The organism is Aeromonas rivuli (assembly GCF_000820045.1).
Taxonomy (GTDB): domain Bacteria; phylum Pseudomonadota; class Gammaproteobacteria; order Enterobacterales; family Aeromonadaceae; genus Aeromonas; species Aeromonas rivuli.
This window is the reverse complement of the sequence record NZ_CDBJ01000058.1, coordinates 1-17,565: the sequence shown is the minus strand read 5'-3', so window position 1 is coordinate 17,565 and position 17,565 is coordinate 1. Positions and strand designations below refer to the sequence as shown.

Below are 17,565 nucleotides of genomic sequence, written 5' to 3'. Positions count from 1 at the left end.
CATGCATGCAAAGCTCACCCTCAAACTGGTGCTGATCACGCTACTGATGTTCGGGTTTGGTTATGCGCTTGTGCCTTTGTATGACGTTCTGTGCCAGATCACGGGGATAAACGGCAAGACTGAGCCGGTGGCGGCTGCGGCCGCCAGCGGAGAGGTTGACCGATCCCGCACAGTGACATTGGAACTGGTTGCCTATCCCTTCCCGGGCTTCGAGGGCAAATTTTCCCCGATCGTACAACGGATAGAAGTGCATCCTGGCGAGCTGAGCAGTACCCATTTCATGGTCGAGAATCTGGCGGATAGTGCCAGGGTCTTGCAAGCCGTACCCTCAGTGACCCCCGGGCTGGGGGCCCGTTATCTGCACAAGACAGAGTGCTTCTGTTTTCAGCAGCAGCACTTGGCCATCGGAGAGAGAGCGGAGCTGCCGCTGCGTTTCTATATCGATCAGGCCCTGCCAGCCGAGATGCATACCCTGACACTCTCCTACACCCTGTATGACGTGACCAAGGCGATGGGGCAGGGTGGTCAGAATGGCTGAAGAGATCCCACATGACGAGGCCTCGAGCCCCGTATCGGAGGCGAGTATGGCGAATAGCTACTATGTCCCGGCGCAGAGTCCCTGGCCCATCATGGGGGCTGTGGGTCTGTTCCTGATGGCATCCGGAGCCGGTACCCTGATAAGCCATGGCAGCCCGGGAGGATGGCTGTTATTGGCGGGCATCTTGACCATCATAGTCATGCTGTTTGGCTGGTTTGGTCACGTCATCAATGAGTCCATGAGCGGGCTCTATAGCGAGCAGATGGACAGATCCTTTCGTCAGGGAATGAGCTGGTTCATCTTCTCCGAGGTGATGTTCTTCGGCGCTTTCTTCGGTGCGCTGTTCTATGCAAGGGTGCTATCTGTTCCCTGGCTGGGTGGGGAACATTTTCATCACCTCAGTACTCACGAAGTGCTCTGGCCTGATTTCAAGGCCATCTGGCCATTGGTGACCACTCCTGGTGGCACCCGTACTGAAGCCATGCCCTGGCAGGGATTGCCACTGGCCAACACGCTGTTACTGCTCAGCTCCTCGGTGACCTTGCAGTTTGCCCACCAGGCCCTGGAACAGGGACATAAGAATAGGGTCAAGGTATTGCTCGGCAGCACTGTCCTGCTCGGTCTTCTTTTCCTTTCATTGCAGGTTTTCGAGTACTACCACGCCTATACAGCGATGGGACTGACCCTCAAATCCGGCATCTATGGCAACACCTTCTTCATGCTGACCGGCTTCCACGGTATGCACGTATTCCTCGGCTCCCTCATGCTCTTCATCATGTGGCTCAGGGTGATGAAGGGGCATTTCAATGCACATCAACACTTTGCCTTTCTGGCGAGCGCCTGGTACTGGCATTTTGTTGATGTGGTCTGGCTCTGCCTGTTTGTTTTCGTCTATATCCTTTAGAGAGCGCTCATAAAGGCGAAAGGGTTGAGGGTCAACATGCCGCTCAGCATGGCCAGCAGTAACAGGGCTATGAGTAGCACGGAGAAGAGCACTCTGCGTCCCAGGTAGTGGCTTGCTGGCAGGTGAGTCTGGCCCTTGACCAGTTGGAACAGGGCCCTGAACAGGGAAATCAGTACCATGGCGAGCAGTGATAACAGGAGCAATTTGATGATCATGGTCGTTACTCTCCGGGCGATGACGTGATTATAGGTGGCTTTGCAGGGGCAAAAGGAAGAGTTGGTCTGCTAGTGCTGGCCTTTGCCATGGCGTTGCTCATGGTCTGGCTAGGCAGTTGGCAGCTGACTCGTGCAGCGCAAAAGCGCCAGTTGCTTGACCAGATGCATCAGCGTGGCCAAGTCGAACTGAGTCTGCAGGACCTGTTGGTCAAGGAGGACAGGTATGGCTATCAACTCTCAATGGAAGGGGGATTTGCCCCAGGGATCACCCTCTTCCTCGATAACCAGGTTTATCAAGGGCGGCCGGGTTACCAGGTTTTACGCCCTATGGTTACGGCACAGGGGTTATTGCTGGTCGATCTGGGTTGGCTGCCCCAAGGACAAGATCGTCAGGTTATACCAGCTGTTTCACAACCGGCAGGAGAGTACCGAGTTCGAGGACGGGTGGCTCGCCCCTATCGTCCCCCTCTGCACCTCGGCGACGCGGAGGAAGAGTGGCCACATCGGCTCCAGGCGATAGATGTTCCCTGGCTGGCTAGGCAGTGGCATCAGCCGGTATTGCCCTTCGTACTGGTGCTAGAGGAAGGAGGGGCCTGGCCTGAGTTGGTACATCGCCAGCCTGAGATGCCGATGGCACCATCCCGGCATATAGGTTATGCCGTGCAGTGGTTTGTCATGACGTTGACCCTGATTGGCCTGACTGTTTGGTGGTGGCGCAAGACAGCCCACGAGGTTGAGGCTGAACATGCGCACAGAGATAAGGAGGCGAAATGAAGGCGACACCACTATTGGTCCTGGTGCTGGTGTTTTTGGCGTCTCCTGCCATTGCCTGGCTGGTGCTTAGCCAGCATTGGTTTCAGGGGGGGGCAACCGCCCAGGGTGAATGGGTGCAGGGTCAGGTGCCCCAACAGGGCCGCTGGCATCTGCTGTTGCCAACCGATACCGTTTGCGATGCCCGCTGCTCGGCGGGCGTCTATCTGTTGCACCAGAGCTGGTTAGCACTGGGCCAGGAGCGGGACCGGGTGGTTCCCATGCGCCTGGGCAGCGAGAGTTTGGATCCACTGATCAAGACTGCGGTGAATCAGACCGGGCTGGCGGAGGGTTACATCTATATCGCCGACCCCAGAGGACAGTTGGTCTTGCGTTATCCCATTGCCCTTACCGCAGGAAATGAACTGTCGGCCGGGGAGGCTCTGTTGGCAGACCTTCGCAAGTTATTGAAATTATCAAGAATCGGATAAAAACAATAAACCATCTGGCCTCATGGGCCTTGGGGGTGATATGCGCTGGATCAGTCTGTGTGCCTTGTTGCTCACGGCCGTGGTAGTCGTACTTGGGGCCTATACCCGGCTGACGGAGGCGGGCCTCGGCTGTCCGGACTGGCCAGGATGTTATGGTTTTCACATGGTTCCCAGTCAGAGCCATGAGCTGACATTGGCCGAGCATCGTTTCCCTGATACCCCATTGCAGCCGCACCTCGCCTGGAATGAGATGCTCCATCGCTATTGTGCCGGGGTGCTTGGTCTCGTCATCCTTGCCATGACACTGGTTTCCCTCCTCCGGCGACAGGGCCGACTGCTCGCCTGCCTGACGTTTGGATTGGTACTGGGCCAGGCCTCACTGGGTATGCTGACGGTGACCATGAATCTCTTCCCCTTGGTGGTGATGGGCCATCTATTGGGGGGGATGACCATATTGGCGCTGCTCTGGCTGGCTAACTTGAGGCATTGGTCGGCGGGCACCGAGTTAACGCCCTCGACCCCCTATCCCCCCAGCACTCTCTGGCTGACCCGCATCGGTTTAGGGGTCTTGGTGCTGCAGATAGCATTGGGCGGCTGGACTTCGGCCAACTATGCGGCGCTCACCTGCCATCAACTGCCCTGGTGTGATGGGCCCTGGTGGCGCTGGCTCGATTTTATCCAGGCCTTCGACCCCATACCGCCGCCTAGCGATAGTTATCAATTCGGCGTATTGCCATATGGTGCTCGCATGACGATACAGCTGACCCATAGAAGTTGGGCCGTCGTCACAGGGCTTACCCTGCTGCTGCTGGCCTGGCGACTCGGTCGAGAGGGCCGGTTGGGCTTGGGATTGGTGCTGGCGAGCCTGGTATTGCTGCAAATAGTCTTGGGGGTGAGCAACATAGGTTTGTTGCTGCCGCTCCCGGTGGCACTGGCCCATCATGGGGTTGCTGCCTTGCTGCTACTCACCATGGTGACCATCTGGTTTGCGCTCGGTCGCCAGTCAGGCCGGATAAGGGAGACATGACATGATTCGAACCCATGGGTTGTACGCCACGGCCTGGTCGCGTTGGCAAGATTATCTGATGCTTACCAAACCCAAGGTGGTTGCTCTTCTGTTACTGACCGCGCTGGTGGGTATGTACCTCACCGGACAGGTGCCTAGTCTCGGTCGGGTGTTTTTGACGCTGACCGGAATTGGCCTGGCGGCGGGAGGGGCGGCCGCCATCAATCATGTGCTGGACAGGCACATAGACTTGCGCATGGCGCGTACCCATCACAGACCGGTTGCGCGGGGCCGGATAGAGACGCAGCAGGCGATGGCCTTCGCTCTCTTGTTGTGTGTTGGCGGTATCGGCACGCTTTGGCTGGGGGTTAACGGGCTCACCGCCTGGCTGACTGCCTGCTCCTTGATCGGGTATGCCGTCGTCTACACCGTCTGGCTCAAGCGAGCGACACCGCAGAACATAGTGATCGGCGGCTTGGCGGGCGCCATGCCCCCTCTGCTTGGCTGGACGGCGGTAACGGGCTCCCTGGATCCCCACGCCCTGCTGCTGGTGGCCATCATCTTTACCTGGACCCCCCCCCATTTCTGGGCCTTGGCCATTCACAGGCGCGATGACTATGCGCGGGCGAATGTCCCCATGTTGCCGGTGACCCATGGCATCGAATTTACCAAGACCTGTGTGTTGCTCTATACCCTGTTGCTGACCCTGATCTGCCTGTTGCCCTGGGTGGTTGGCATGGCTGGGTGGGGTTATCTGCTCGGAAGTGTCTGCCTCAACCTGAGGTTCATTCAGTGGGCCTGGCGCCTCAAGTTCTCGCCGGATGCACAGACTGCGATACACTGCTTCAAATTTTCCATCACACACCTGATGGTACTCTTCATTGTCTTGTTGGCGGATCACTGGATTGATTATGGTTAAGTGGCGTTTTTCCCTGTTGTTGCTGGTATTTGTTGCGGGTGTTTCCACCGCCTGGTTTATCCATAAACCCAAAGAGCCTGAGGAGGCGACCTATTATCCGGTCGGACGCGATCTCGGCGCCTTCGCCCTGACCGATGCTGATGGCCAACCCTTCACACCCGCCAGTCTGCAGGGGCATTGGAGTTTCCTGTTTGTTGGCTATACCTTCTGCCCCGATGTCTGCCCCACCACGCTAGCTGATCTGAGGTCCATCTATCCCGATTTGAAGGCGCTGGATGCCCGTAGCCAAGTGGTATTCATCTCTGCGGATCCCCAGCGGGATACCGCAGAGCGTCTGAAGAGCTATGTCGCTTTCTTCCAGCCTGAATTCAAGGCGGCGACTGCCTCCCACGCGGACCTGTTCCCCTTCGTGCGCAACCTCGGCCTCATCTACTCCATCGCCGATCAGGGCGAGAAGGACTACCTGATCGATCACTCAGCCTCCATAGTGTTGGTCAATCCGCAGGGGCAGTTGCAGGCCATCTTCCGGCCCGACTCGGCCCCGGGTCAGGTGCCTCATGTGGTGATGAAGACGCTGGTATCGGATTTTTCCCGCATTCTGACCCTGTCCGGCAACTGAGTTCATGTCTCTTTTGCCAGCCTGGTTACGGGACCCCGCCCGCCATGGCGCCGTGTTCGCCCTGGCGCTACCCATGGTCTTTTCCAACATCACTACCCCGCTGCTCGGCCTGGTGGATACCTGGGTCATCGGTCATCTGAGCCAGGCCTGGTTTCTCGGTGGTGTCTCGGTCGGTGCGACCCTGATCAACCTGATCTTCTGGCTGCTCGGCTTCCTGCGCATGTCGACCACAGGGCTGACGGCGCAAGCCCATGGCGCGGCCAGCGGCAGGGATCTGCTCGATACCCTGGCCCGAGCCATGGGGTTGGCCCTGGTCATGGGAGTGTTGGTCATGGCGCTGGTGTTGCCGCTACTGCCACATATCATCGGCTTGAGCGGGGGCTCGGCCGAAGTGCAACACTATGCGGGTCAGTATGTGGCCGTGCGCATCTGGAGTGCGCCTGCGGCGCTGTGCAACCTGGTGATCATGGGCTGGCTGTTGGGATTGCAGGATGCGCGCAGCCCAATGGCACTGTTGATCCTGAGCAACCTCATCAACATAGTGCTGGATGCGCTATTCGTGCTGGGGCTGGGTTGGGAAGTCAAGGGGGTGGCGGCAGCCTCCCTCATCGCCGATTACTGTGCACTCGGGGTGGGTATCTGGCTGGTGAGTCGCCGCCTGCGATCCCTTGCGCCAGATGTCTGGCAAGGTGCCTTGAGCCGTTGGCGGCAGTGGCCAGCCTTGTTGCGCTTGCTGGGACTGAATCGGGATATTTTCATCCGTTCTCTCTGCCTGCAACTCTGTTTCGCCTTCATGACGCTGCAAGGGGCCCGGCTCGGTGATGTGACGGTGGCGGCCAATGCCGTCCTGCTCAACCTGTTGATGTTGATCTCTTACGGGCTGGATGGTTTTGCCTATGGCGCCGAGGCCATGGTGGGGCGTGCCATCGGTCGTCGTGACAGGCAGGGGCTGCGGGAGGTGATAGTGCTCAATCTGGGGTGGGCCCTGCTGGTAGCCGCGGGCTTCACCCTGATATTTGGCTTGGCGGGCCAGGCCCTGATCGCCAGTATCACCTCTCTGCCAGAGGTGATACTGGAGGCGCAGCGCAACTTGCCCTGGCTGGTAGTCATGCCGCTGCTGGCGGTCTGGTGCTTCCTGTTCGATGGGGTCTTCATCGGTGCAACCCGGGCCAGAGAGATGCGTAACAGCATGTTGATCGCCGTATTTGCTGGCTTCTTCCCGGTCTGGTGGCTATGTCAGCCGCTGGGCAGCAGTGCGCTCTGGGCGGCGATGGCGGCGCTCATGGTCGGCCGGGGCTTAAGTCTTGGCCTGCTCTGCTGGCGCATGGAGCGCGATGGTCGACTGCTTGCCTCCCGCGGCTAAGTGGCCACACAGTTGCCCCGTTCCGCCAGAATGAGAGAGCCCCTTTGCCAGCAAAGGGGCTCTTCTTGTCTAGGGCATACCCTTTCCGGGTCGATTACTGGGCGCCTTGGTAGCCCAGTTGACGCCAACTCTCGTAGACAAACACGGACACCGCATTGGCGAGATTCATGCTGCGACTCTGGGGCACCATGGGGATGCGCAACCGTTGCTCGGGGGGCAGACTCTCGATGATCTCCATGGGCAGGCCACGGCTCTCCGGGCCAAATAGCAGGGCATCACCGAGGGCGAAGTGGACGGCCGAGTGCGCTCGGCTGCCCTTGGTGGTACAGGCAAACACGCGGACAGGGGCTATCCCGGTCATGAAAGCCTCGAAGCTGGGCCAACGCTTCACCTCGGCAAACTCGTGGTAGTCCAGTCCGGCGCGCTTTACCCGTTTGTCGTCCCACTCAAAACCCAGGGGTTCTATCAGATGCAGCCGATAGCCGGTATTGGCACAGAGTCGGATGATATTGCCGGTATTGGGGGGAATTTCCGGTTGGTAGAGCACTATGTCGAGCATGACAACATCCTGATAGGGGCCTGAAGGGGCGCCAGCATACCCAGCACCCGCGGCAATGAAAAGAGACTCAGGCCAACGGCAAGGTGATGGTGATGAGCAGGCCATGGGGCTCGTTATGGCCGGCCGTGATGGTGCCACCGTGGCGGCGCACCGCCTCGGCGGCGATGGCGAGTCCCAATCCTGTGCCCCCGGTCTGACTGTTGCGAGCATCATCGACCCGGTAGAAGGGCTGGAACAGCAGTGCCAGCTGATCGGCGGGTACCCCGGCGCCATCATCGCGTATGGTCATGATCCAGTGCTGATCCGTGCTGGTCCAGTCAACTTCGATCAAGCCAGTGGCGTATTTGAGAGCGTTGCGCAGCGGGTTTTCCAGGGCGCGAGCCAGCAGCTCCGGCCACATCCGCAGGGCAATATCGGGCAAGGGGGGCACTCTGAGCTGTTTGCCGCTCTGGTGAGCCTCGAACAGCGCGTCATCCAGTATGGGATCGAGCAGGTCGGCGAGCTGATGGTGGCCCGGCGCTTCCACGTGTTGCTGGGCACGAGAGAGATCGAGCAGGTCGCCGATCAGCTTGTCGAGCCGACCAATCTCAGACTCGATCCTTGCCAGCTCGTTGCTGTCACCCTGCTTGCGGCGGATCAGGGCTTGGGCGAGCTGGATGCGGGTGAGCGGGCTGCGCAGCTCGTGGGAGATATCGGAGAGCAGTTGTTTCTGCTTCTGGATCATCAGCTTGAGCGTCTCCACCATGTGGCTGACGTTATCGGCCAACTGGCCTATCTCATCCCGTCTCTCGAGATTGGGGATGCGCGTTTCCAGCTCACCGGCCGCAATTTGGGAGACAGACTGCTGCAATTGCTGGATGGGGCGGGTCAGCCGCATGGCGAGCAGCAGGCAGAGCGGCGTGCTGATCAACATGGCGACCAGCAGGATCAGCACGGGGTGATCCAGGATCTGGATCACCAGAAACAGATAAGGGTTATCGACATTGAGCCCGAAGTAGACATGGTAGCTGTGGCCATTGTGCTCGAGCAGGAAGGGGCCGGCGATGGCGTCATCATGGTCCCGGCCCATCATGGGGCTGGTCAGCTGGTCCACCTCCAACATGAAGCGCATCACGAACTTGTCCGGCGGCGTGGTGGACTGCACCTGGCCATCCTGGTCCCGCACATAGATGCTGCCCACCTGCATCAAACCGGCAATCTGCAGTGCCTGCTGCAAGTCGAACGCCTGGTCGGGGGGGGTCCCCTGCAGCAGGGCACTGACGTGCTGCTTCATGTAGAGCTGCTCTTTGGGGGGCAGGGGGATGGTGTTGCGGGGATCCAGGGATGGCAGGCTGATCACGACTGCCAGGATCAGCAGCAACATGCTCCAGAACCAGAGAAAGATCTGGCTGGAGAGGCCGTGGATGTTGTGGGGTTTCATGTTGCTTCCAGCCAGAGATAGCCGCGGCCCCGCACTGTCTTGAAGCGGGGCTGGCCATCGGGCCGCTCCGGCAGCTTCTTGCGCAGGTTGCTGAGATGCATGTCGATGGCGCGATCAAAGGGTTCGAGTTTCTTGCCAAGTACTTGCTCGGACAGCAGTTTCTTGCTGATTATCTGGCCCGGACTGCGCAGCAGGCATTCGAGCAAGCCAAATTCGGTTGCGGTCAGATCCAGCTCTCTTCCGGCACAGCGAGCTTGCTGCAAGCCGGGTTGTAGCTGAATGTCCATAAACGACACTTCATCGGCACCCAGCTTTTGCGTGCCGGAGTGCTGAGTACGGCGCAGTATGGCGCGAATGCGGGCGAGCAATTCGCGGTCGTCGAACGGCTTGGCCAGGTAGTCATCGGCGCCCGCTTCAAGGCCATTGACTCTGTCCTGACTGTCTCCCCGGGCGGTCAGCATCAACACAGGGGTGTCGAGGTGCTCGCGCAGGCGGGCCAGCATGGCGAACCCGTTGAGTCTGGGCATCATGACATCCAGCAATATCAGGTCGAACGCCTGTTCTGCCAGACGTTGCAGCCCCTGTTCACCGTCGTCGGCCACGGTGACCTGAAAGCCTTCCAGGGTCAGGATCTCGTGCAGTAGTTGGGTGAGGTCCAGGTCGTCATCGACCAGCAGGATTCTGTTCATCTGTCGCCAGTTCCGATCATTTTTCGCGCCAAAGAGAAGGCAGGGTCAGGGTATAATAGTTTTTTAACCGCAAGAGGAAAGCCGGTTGTGAGCCATCAACAATATTCCCGCTGGGTCACCCTGGCCAGCGTGGCTGCCGTCGGCACCGCGAGCCTGCTTATCACCGCCAAGCTGATTGCCTGGTTGATGACCGACTCCTCCAGCCTGCTGGCCTCACTGACCGACTCTTTTATGGACGTCAGTGCCTCCCTCATCAACTTGTTTGCCATCCGCTATGCCCTGGTACCCGCCGATGAAGAGCACAAATTCGGTCACGGCAAGGCAGAGTCTCTGGCCGGGCTGGTCCAGTCAGCCTTCATCTCGGGCTCTGCCTTGCTGCTGGTCATGCACGGCATATCTTCTCTCCTCAAGCAGGATCCCATAGTGCGGCTGGAGGCGGGGATCTGGGTGAGCGCGGGATCCATAGTGTTGACCCTGGCACTGGTGACTTTCCAGCGATGGGTGGTGGCGCGCACCGGCAGTGTGGCCATCAAGGCGGACATGCTGCACTACCGATCCGATCTGCTGCTCAACGCGGGCGTCCTGCTCGCCCTGGTGTTGGCGGGGCAGGGTTGGTTCTGGGCGGATGGTCTCTTTGCCATAGTGATTGGCTTGTTCCTGGTATGGGGTGCCATCCAGATTGGCTATGAATCGGTACAGGCACTGCTGGATCGCCAGTTGCCAGAGGAGGAACAAGCGAGAATAATAACTCTTTGCTGTCAGGTCCCAGGCGTACATGGGGTTCACGACCTGCGTACTCGCCAATCCGGCCCCACCCGGTTTGTACAGTTGCACCTTGAGCTGGATGATCAGCTCCCCCTGGTCAAGGCCCACCAGATCGCCGATGAGGCGGAAATGGCGGTGCGCCAAGGGTTTGAGCGGATGGATGTCATCATACATATGGACCCCATCTCAGTGGTGCTCAAGGAACAGCAAGGCCCTCCAATCGAACAACAGTAGGCAGTAACATGGATGATCTGGTTGCCCACACGTGGCAAAAAATTCAGCAGGAAGCGGGCAGGATGGCGGCGGAAGAGCCCATGCTGGCCAGCTTTTTCCACTCCACCATTCTCAATCATGAGACGCTGCGCTCGGCCTTGAGCTTCCAGTTGGCGAACAAGCTCGATAGCGCCACCATGCCCGCCATCGTCCTGCGCGAAGTGATAGAGCTGGCGCTGCGTAGCGATCCTGGCCTGCTGGCCGTGGTGGCTGCGGATATTTGCGCCGTGCAGGAGCGCGATCCTGCGGTCGAGTTTTTCTCCACGCCACTGCTCTATCTCAAGGGCTTCCATGCCCTGCAGGGCTATCGGGTTGCCAACTGGCTATGGATGCAAGGGCGCAGGCCACTGGCGCTCTATCTGCAAAACCAGATATCCGTGGTGTTCGGGGTGGACGTGCATCCCGCGGCCCGGATCGGCAAGGGCATCATGTTCGACCATGCCACCGGCATTGTGGTCGGCGAGACGGCGGTGATCGAGGATGATGTCTCCATCTTGCAGAGCGTCACCCTGGGCGGGACCGGCAAGGCGGGTGGCGATCGCCATCCCAAGATCCGTGAAGGGGTCATGATAGGGGCGGGCGCCAAGGTGCTCGGCAATATCGAGGTTGGCATGGGCGCCAAGATAGGGGCGGGCAGCGTGGTGATCAACCCGGTGCCCCCCCATACGACCGTCGCCGGCGTGCCCGCCAAGATAGTGGGCCATCCCGACTGTGACAAACCCTCGCTGGACATGGACCAGTGTCTCTGAACTCTCATTAAGGCGGGCTCATGGCCAAGTTGTGGTCGGGATACTTGATCCTGGCAATGTGGCTGCTCAACCTGCTGCATCTTTACGGGGGTGTCTCGCCCTGGCCAGCGGCGCTGGCGGCTTGGCTCGCCTCATTGCTGACCTGGCCCAGGCTGGCGGGGGCGGCAAAACGGCAAGCCCTGGCACTCTATGGCGCCGCATTGTTGCTACTACTGTTCTCCCTCTGGCGCGGCGCCAGTCTCTCCCTCGGGGACTGGCTGCTACCCAACATCAATATGCTGACCATGTTTGCCGCCGTGAGTACCCTCAACCTGGCCAGTGCTGGCCTGCAGGGCGGCACTAACGCATGGTCGGGACGCAAAGGACTGTGGAGCACGATGGCGAGCCTGAATTTGCTCGGCGCCGTCATCAACCTGTCTGTGCTCTTCATCATCGGTGATCGCCTGGAGCGCAATAACAGCCTGGAGCGGCGTCAGGTGATGGTGCTCAGCCGTATCTTCTGCGCTGCCGCCTTCTGGTCACCCTTCTTCGTGGCCATGGCCGTTGCCCTGACCTATGCCCCAGGGATGCAGATCGCAAGTATCATGCCGTTCGGTATCGTCGGTGCCTTGCTGGCCATGGGGATCACCGCCTGGCAGGTGGAGAGGCTGGGAGCCATAGCGGAATTTCAAGGCTACCCGCTGCGCTTGCAGACCCTGCTCCTGCCGGTGGCCCTGGCCGTGGTGGTGGTAGTGGTCAAGCAGCTCTGGCCTGCACTCAGCATTCTGGCGGTGATCGCCCTGGTGGCACCCGCCCTTGCCCTGGTATTCATGCCGTCTCAGGGGCGTGCCATGGCGCTCAAGCGCCAGGTGGTGGAGCGTTTCCCCGCCATTGGTGGCCAGCTGGTGTTGTTCCTCGGAGCGGGTCTGCTGGCGGCCAGCATCAACAGCACTCTCTCCACCTTTGCCTTCGGCGATCACGGTCTGCCGTTGTTCAATCACTTCGGCTGGCTCGAAGCCTGTTTGACCCTGTTGTTCATGCTGGTGGTCGCCATCTTCGGGGTGCATCCGTTGATCAGCATCTCGGGTCTGGCTCCCCTGATCTGGCCCCTGAACCCGGATCCCAGCCTGCTCGGCATGTGCTTCCTGCTTGGCTGGGGACTGGCGACGGGGACCAGCCCGCTGTCCGGGTCCAACTTGGCGCTGGCCGCTCGCTACAACCTGAGTGCTGCCTTGCTGCTGCGTTGGAATCTGCTCTACGGAGCCCTCATGTATCTGGTCGCCTGCCTGTTGATTGGGGGTTACCTGGCCTGGTCTGGCTGAGGCAGAGGCTGATGTGAAGGAAATAGACGCAGATTTGAGCTGGGAGGGCGTTGAGACCCCATTTTCCCTCGCTCCGGCTTGTTTGTGCCGAGCGGCTCAGGGTATGCTGGCCTCACGCGCTGGAATCGCCCTCTGTGGGGCATCGCAATTGAACAAATAGGTAGGCATCATGTCATTAGAAGTCCTTGAACAACTCGAATCCAAAGTCCAATCCGCCGTCGACAACATCTCTTTGCTGAAGATGGAACTGGACGATCTGAAGCAGCAGAACAATCAGCTGCAAGATGAGAACCATCAACTGCGCAATGAGCACGTTGCCTGGCAAGAGCGCCTGCGCGCCCTGCTCGGCAAGATCGATCAGATGGACGAAGCCATCTAAACGATACGCCGCTGCACGCTGAAAGGCCGCTCATGGAGCGGCCTTTTCTTTGCTGACATCAGAGTGCCAAGGAGTGTGATACAGCTCGCAGACCCTCAACCAGTCCCTGGCTCTCTGGAATAGCGTTCAACACATAGCGAGCAGCCGCTTGACCGTCTTCTCTATCCCATCGGCGGCGTCGACTATGTTGTTGGCCAGCATGTAAGCCGGGGTCGAGATAACCCGGCGTTCCTCATCGACCACGCATTCGTTGACCGGGCAGTCGAGGTGGCTGGCGCCCATGGTCTCCATGGCGGTGGCAGTATCTGGGTCATTGCCTATGGTGGCCAGGGTGCCAGCGCCATAAACCAGGGGGATCATGGCGGGGGAGATGCAGATATAGGCGGCGGGTTTGCGGGCATTGGCAAAGCTGCGACACGCCTTGAGCACGTCCGGCTGGATCTGGCATTGCGCGCCCTTGACGGCAAAATCACAGAGATTTTTGGCCGCACCAAAGCCTCCTGGCAGCAACAGGGCGTCAAAGTCGGCGCCATCTAGCTCGGCCACATCACGGATCTGGCCGCGGCAGAGGCGGGCCGCCTCGACCAGCACGTTTCTGCTCTCTCCCTCACTGACCGTTCCGGTCAGATGATTGATGACATGCAGCTGGGGAACATCGGGGGCAAAGCACTGATACGTTGCGCCTTGGCGTGCCAGGGCCAGCAGGCTGATCACCGCTTCATGGATTTCACTGCCATCAAACACACCACAGCCACTCAAGATCACGGCCACTTTTTTCATGGGGATACTCCTGGTTGTCGAAAATGTGAGCCAGGATGGAAACTGGCACTTTGGTATGGTTATCGTTCACCCCCGACTGGTCAAGTCACAGTGCTGTGCTAGGATTGTTTCGTTTTGGATCCTGCCTTACCAATCCCCTTAAAATTTTTTCCACATTTGCCTAGATCATCAAAGCTGCAGCATCACATCGCTGTTGCTTTGTATGTCTTTGGTTTTAAATGGTTTTTTTGTTTGTCTCTGTGTTTTATCACAGGGTTGGCTGCTGCATTGCTATTTTAGACACAGAGTTATCCACAGATTTTGGTTGGCATTCAGCCAGTAATCGGCTAGACCAGCCCCCTTGGTGCTGCCGTGCCCCTGTGGCATCCTAGCGGCTGTTTATTTCTCTGGCAGGACGACTTCATGGCCCCTAGCAATCCCCTCATTCTGGTCGACGGTTCTTCATACCTGTATCGCGCCTTCTTCGCCTCCCAACAGGCTGACCTTCGTACCTCGACCGGATTGCCAAGTGGCGCCGTGCGGGTGATGGCCAACATGATGCGCAGCCTGCGCAAACAGTACCCCGACAGTCATGTGGCTGTGGTGTTCGATGCCAAAGGCAAGACCTTCCGCGATGACATCTATCCGGACTACAAGGCTCAGCGCCCGCCCATGCCGGATGATCTGCGCAGTCAGGTTGCCCCCATCCACAAGATGATCAAGGCAATGGGTTTCCCCTTTCTGATGATCGAGGGGGTCGAAGCCGACGATGTGATAGGGACCCTGGCTTGCCAGGCGACCGAGAAGCAGTTGCCGGTGCTTATCAGCACCGGTGACAAGGACATGGCGCAGCTGGTCTCTGACCATGTCACCCTGATCGACACCATGAAGGATGTGAAGACCGATAGGGAGGGTGTCATCGAGAAGTTTGGCGTGCCGCCGGAACTCATCATCGACTATCTGGCCCTGATGGGGGACAAGGTCGACAACATCCCCGGCATGACGGGCGTCGGTGAGAAGACGGCGCTGGCCCTGCTGCAAGGGATCGGCAGCATCGACCAGATCGCCGCCAATCTGGACAAGGTAGCCGCCCTGGGTTTTCGTGGCTCCAAAGCATTTGCCGACAAGTTCCGCGAGCAGGAGCCGCAAGTGCGGCTCTCATATGAGCTGGCGACCATCAAGACCGACGTTGAGCTGGAGCAATCCCTTGAGCAGCTGGTGCTGGGCCCTATCGACAAGGAGTCACTGCTGGCCGTCTACCGGGAATATGAGCTGCGCAACCTGGTCAAGGAGCTGGAGGGGAGTGACGATGCCACTGCTAATGAAGACGTACAGGCCGAGTCAGACAAGGCCGCTGTCATCGAGACCGACTATCAGTGTGTCTTGACCGAGGCTGAATTTGACAGCTGGTTGGGCAAGCTGGCCACGGCCGAGCTGTTTGCCTTCGACACCGAGACCACCAGTCTCGATTACATGGAGGCGCGTGTCGTCGGCGTCTCGTTCGCCATCGAGCCAGGCAAAGCCGCCTACGTGCCCTTTGGCCATGATTATCTGGGGGCGCCGGTTCAGCTGACCGAGGCGGTGGTGCTGGGCAAGCTCAAGCCGCTGCTGGAAGATAGTACCCGCCTCAAGGTGGGTCAGAATCTCAAATACGACCGTAACGTGCTGCTCAATCATGGCATCGACCTGCAGGGTATCGCCTTCGACACCATGCTCGAATCCTATGTGCTCAACTCCACTGCCAGCCGTCACGACATGGACTCCCTGGCCAAGAAGTATCTGGGGGTGGATACCATCTCGTTCGAGGCGATCGCCGGCAAGGGCGCCAAGCAGCTCACCTTCAACCAGATTGAGCTGGAGCAAGCCGCCCCCTATGCGGCGGAAGATGCCGACATTACTCTGCGCCTGCATCACGCCCTCTGGGGCCAGCTTGCTCAGGAGCCTTCCCTGGTCAAGGTGTTCCAGGAGATAGAGCTGCCCTTGTTGCCGGTGCTGGCACGCATGGAACTGCTGGGCACCACCATAGATCCCAAGCTGCTGCATCAACAGAGCCAGGAGATAGAGCTGCGTCTCAAAGAGCTGGAGGGTCAGGCTCACGAGCTGGCGGGTCAGGAGTTCAACCTCTCCTCCCCGAAACAGCTTGGCGAGATACTCTTCACCAAGCTGGCACTGCCCATCATCAAGAAGACTCCCAAGGGGGCGCCTTCCACGGCGGAAGAGGTGCTGGCCGAGCTGGCCGAGAACTATGAGTTGCCACGGCTTCTGATGGAACACCGCACGTTAGCCAAGCTCAAGTCGACTTATACCGACAAGCTGCCGCTGATGATCAAGCCCCAGACAGGGCGGGTGCACACCTCCTATCATCAGGCGGTGGCGGCGACCGGCCGACTCTCGTCCACCGATCCCAACCTGCAGAATATTCCCATCCGCAACGAACAGGGACGCCGCATTCGTCAGGCCTTCGTGCCCATTTCGGGTTACAAACTGGTGGCGGCGGATTACTCCCAGATTGAGCTGCGTATCATGGCGCACCTCTCCGGAGACAAGGGGCTGTTGACCGCGTTTGCCGAGGGCAAGGATATCCACAAGGCGACCGCTGCCGAGGTATTCGGAGTCGCGTTGGATGCGGTCACCACCGACATGCGCCGCAGTGCCAAGGCGATCAACTTCGGTCTTATCTATGGCATGAGTGCCTTTGGCCTTGCCAAGCAGCTGGGGATCGGCCGTGCCGAAGCGCAGAAATACATGGATCTCTATTTCGAACGCTACCCGGGGGTGCTCGACTACATGGAGCGCACTCGCCAGCAGGCCGAGGCGCAGGGCTATGTCGAGACCCTGTTCGGCCGCCGCCTCTATCTGCCTGACATCAAGTCCCGTAACGCGGGGCTGCGCAAAGGTGCCGAGCGCGCGGCTATCAATGCCCCCATGCAGGGGACTGCGGCGGATATCATCAAGCGAGCCATGATCCAGGTCGAGGCCTGGCTGAACGGCATTCAGGATGACTCCATCCACATGATGATGCAGGTTCACGATGAACTGGTGTTCGAAGTCCGGGCGGACAAGGTTGAAGAGTATGTGCCCCTCATCAAGGCACTGATGTCGGGGGCGGCCGAATTGCATGTCCCCCTGGTCGTGGAAGCCGGAACGGGTGACAACTGGGATCAGGCCCATTAATAGCAAGGGCGTAGCTCTCCTCCTTATATAGAGGACGCATTGCGAATGCAGACCCGACCCGAGATCACATCAGGGCCGGGTCTTTCATTATCAGGCTTCTTGCAGGTATTCATCCTTGAGCAAGACATAGTTATCGGCCGACGTCTTGAGGAAGGCTATCTCGGCGGGTTTGAGGGGGCGAGCCTGCTTCACCGGATTGCCCATATAAAGGAAGCCCGACGCTAGTCGCTTGCCTGGCGGCACCAGACTGCCAGCACCCACCATCACCTCATCTTCGACCACGACTCCATCGAGCATGATGGCGCCCATGCCGATCAGCACCCGATTACCTATGGTGCAGCCATGCAACATGGCCTTGTGACCGACGGTGACATCCTCGCCGATCAGCAGGGGATAACCATCAGGGTTGCTGGCACTCCTGCGGCTGAGGTGCAATATGGTGCCATCTTGAATATTGCTGCGGGCGCCGATGCGGATGTGGTTTACATCCCCCCGAGCGGCCACCATGGGCCAGATGCTGGCATCGTCACCGAGCTGGATGTCTCCCACCAGGGTGGCGCAGGGGTCTACATAGCTTCGGGCTCCCAGTTGTGGGCTTTTTCCCTTGTAAGGTCTCAGTCTCAGGTCCATCTCGGCCTCCTTGTTTTCGGCCATTCTAGCAATTTGGCGCGGCTTCTGTGGATAAGTTTGTA

General features: G+C 59.2%; 19 protein-coding genes. 13 read left to right on the top strand and 6 right to left on the bottom strand.

Annotated elements, in window-relative coordinates; translation table 11 throughout:
• The first annotated feature begins 1 nt into the window (after position 1).
• Complete coding sequence (locus BN1130_RS14120) at positions 2–538, top strand: cytochrome c oxidase assembly protein (protein WP_042042743.1); 537 nt, start codon at positions 2–4, stop codon at positions 536–538.
• Between the two features lie 46 nt (positions 539–584).
• Positions 585–1,442, top strand: coding sequence for a cytochrome c oxidase subunit 3 (locus BN1130_RS14115; RefSeq protein ID WP_042042787.1), 858 nt, complete (start codon positions 585–587; stop codon positions 1,440–1,442).
• On the opposite strand, the gene BN1130_RS14110 is transcribed toward BN1130_RS14115, so the two are convergent.
• Positions 1,439–1,657 (bottom strand): DUF2909 family protein, encoded by a 219-nt coding sequence (locus tag BN1130_RS14110; RefSeq protein WP_042042742.1) that lies wholly within the window; start codon positions 1,655–1,657, stop codon positions 1,439–1,441. The two genes, BN1130_RS14115 and BN1130_RS14110, sit on opposite strands and share 4 nt — an antisense overlap.
• Before the next feature lie 87 nt (positions 1,658–1,744).
• Here BN1130_RS14110 and BN1130_RS14105 point away from each other — a divergent pair, with 87 nt between their 5' ends.
• From BN1130_RS14105 to dinF, 6 genes are read left to right on the top strand one after another with little or no spacing between them, the layout of a single operon-like run.
• Positions 1,745–2,431, top strand: coding sequence for an SURF1 family protein (locus BN1130_RS14105; RefSeq protein WP_042042741.1), 687 nt, complete (start codon positions 1,745–1,747; stop codon positions 2,429–2,431).
• Positions 2,428–2,898 (top strand): redox-active disulfide-containing membrane protein, encoded by a 471-nt coding sequence (locus BN1130_RS14100; RefSeq protein ID WP_042042740.1) that lies wholly within the window; start codon positions 2,428–2,430, stop codon positions 2,896–2,898. Before BN1130_RS14105 ends, BN1130_RS14100 begins: the two co-directional genes overlap by 4 nt.
• 40 nt (positions 2,899–2,938) lie before the next feature.
• A complete protein-coding gene (locus BN1130_RS14095; protein WP_042042786.1) occupies positions 2,939–3,925 on the top strand; it encodes a COX15/CtaA family protein in 987 nt (328 codons plus the stop codon).
• Between the two features lies 1 nt (position 3,926).
• Positions 3,927–4,823, top strand: a complete 897-nt coding sequence (cyoE, locus tag BN1130_RS14090) for a heme o synthase (protein ID WP_042042739.1) — start codon at positions 3,927–3,929, stop codon at positions 4,821–4,823.
• Positions 4,816–5,442 (top strand): SCO family protein, encoded by a 627-nt coding sequence (locus BN1130_RS14085; RefSeq protein WP_042042738.1) that lies wholly within the window; start codon positions 4,816–4,818, stop codon positions 5,440–5,442. The genes cyoE and BN1130_RS14085 overlap by 8 nt, the downstream gene beginning before the upstream one ends.
• Before the next feature lie 4 nt (positions 5,443–5,446).
• Positions 5,447–6,805 carry an MATE family efflux transporter DinF gene (gene dinF, locus BN1130_RS14080; protein WP_042042737.1) on the top strand — a complete coding sequence of 453 codons (1,359 nt, stop codon included), beginning with the start codon at positions 5,447–5,449 and terminating at the stop codon, positions 6,803–6,805.
• A 94-nt stretch (positions 6,806–6,899) separates the two neighbouring features.
• Here the strand turns inward: dinF and trmL are convergent, their stop codons facing one another.
• From trmL to BN1130_RS14065, 3 genes are all read right to left on the bottom strand, one after another.
• Positions 6,900–7,364: a tRNA (uridine(34)/cytosine(34)/5-carboxymethylaminomethyluridine(34)-2'-O)-methyltransferase TrmL gene (trmL, locus tag BN1130_RS14075; RefSeq protein WP_042042736.1), complete on the bottom strand. Its 465-nt coding sequence runs from the start codon at positions 7,362–7,364 to the stop codon at positions 6,900–6,902.
• 67 nt (positions 7,365–7,431) lie between these two features.
• Positions 7,432–8,784 carry an ATP-binding protein gene (locus BN1130_RS14070; RefSeq protein WP_042042735.1) on the bottom strand — a complete coding sequence of 451 codons (1,353 nt, stop codon included), beginning with the start codon at positions 8,782–8,784 and terminating at the stop codon, positions 7,432–7,434.
• The gene (locus tag BN1130_RS14065; protein ID WP_042042734.1) at positions 8,781–9,473 is read right to left on the bottom strand and encodes a response regulator; all 693 of its coding nucleotides are present in this window, start codon (positions 9,471–9,473) and stop codon (positions 8,781–8,783) included. The genes BN1130_RS14070 and BN1130_RS14065 overlap by 4 nt, the downstream gene beginning before the upstream one ends.
• An 87-nt stretch (positions 9,474–9,560) precedes the next feature.
• Between BN1130_RS14065 and fieF the strand changes: the two genes are divergently transcribed.
• The 4 genes from fieF (at position 9,561) to BN1130_RS14045 (ending at position 12,940) form a co-directional block, all read left to right on the top strand.
• Positions 9,561–10,472: a cation efflux pump FieF gene (fieF, locus tag BN1130_RS14060; RefSeq protein WP_042042732.1), complete on the top strand. Its 912-nt coding sequence runs from the start codon at positions 9,561–9,563 to the stop codon at positions 10,470–10,472.
• A gap of 8 nt (positions 10,473–10,480) precedes the next feature.
• On the top strand, positions 10,481–11,260 hold the full coding sequence (gene cysE / locus BN1130_RS14055; protein WP_042042730.1) for a serine O-acetyltransferase: 780 nt from the start codon (positions 10,481–10,483) through the stop codon (positions 11,258–11,260).
• 20 nt (positions 11,261–11,280) lie between these two features.
• Positions 11,281–12,561: a hypothetical protein gene (locus BN1130_RS14050; protein ID WP_042042728.1), complete on the top strand. Its 1,281-nt coding sequence runs from the start codon at positions 11,281–11,283 to the stop codon at positions 12,559–12,561.
• A gap of 169 nt (positions 12,562–12,730) precedes the next feature.
• Positions 12,731–12,940: a cell division protein ZapB gene (locus BN1130_RS14045; RefSeq protein ID WP_042042726.1), complete on the top strand. Its 210-nt coding sequence runs from the start codon at positions 12,731–12,733 to the stop codon at positions 12,938–12,940.
• Between the two features lie 126 nt (positions 12,941–13,066).
• On the opposite strand, the gene elbB is transcribed toward BN1130_RS14045, so the two are convergent.
• Positions 13,067–13,720, bottom strand: coding sequence for an isoprenoid biosynthesis glyoxalase ElbB (gene elbB / locus BN1130_RS14040; RefSeq protein ID WP_042042725.1), 654 nt, complete (start codon positions 13,718–13,720; stop codon positions 13,067–13,069).
• Between the two features lie 402 nt (positions 13,721–14,122).
• On the opposite strand from elbB, the gene polA reads away from it, so the two are divergent.
• A complete protein-coding gene (gene polA, locus BN1130_RS14035) occupies positions 14,123–16,873 on the top strand; it encodes a DNA polymerase I (RefSeq protein ID WP_042042724.1) in 2,751 nt (916 codons plus the stop codon).
• A 90-nt stretch (positions 16,874–16,963) separates the two neighbouring features.
• Here polA and BN1130_RS14030 read toward each other — a convergent pair whose 3' ends face one another.
• Entirely contained in the window at positions 16,964–17,503 is a 540-nt protein-coding gene (locus tag BN1130_RS14030; RefSeq protein WP_042042785.1) for a gamma carbonic anhydrase family protein, read from the bottom strand.
• Between the last annotated feature and the right edge of the window lie 62 nt (positions 17,504–17,565).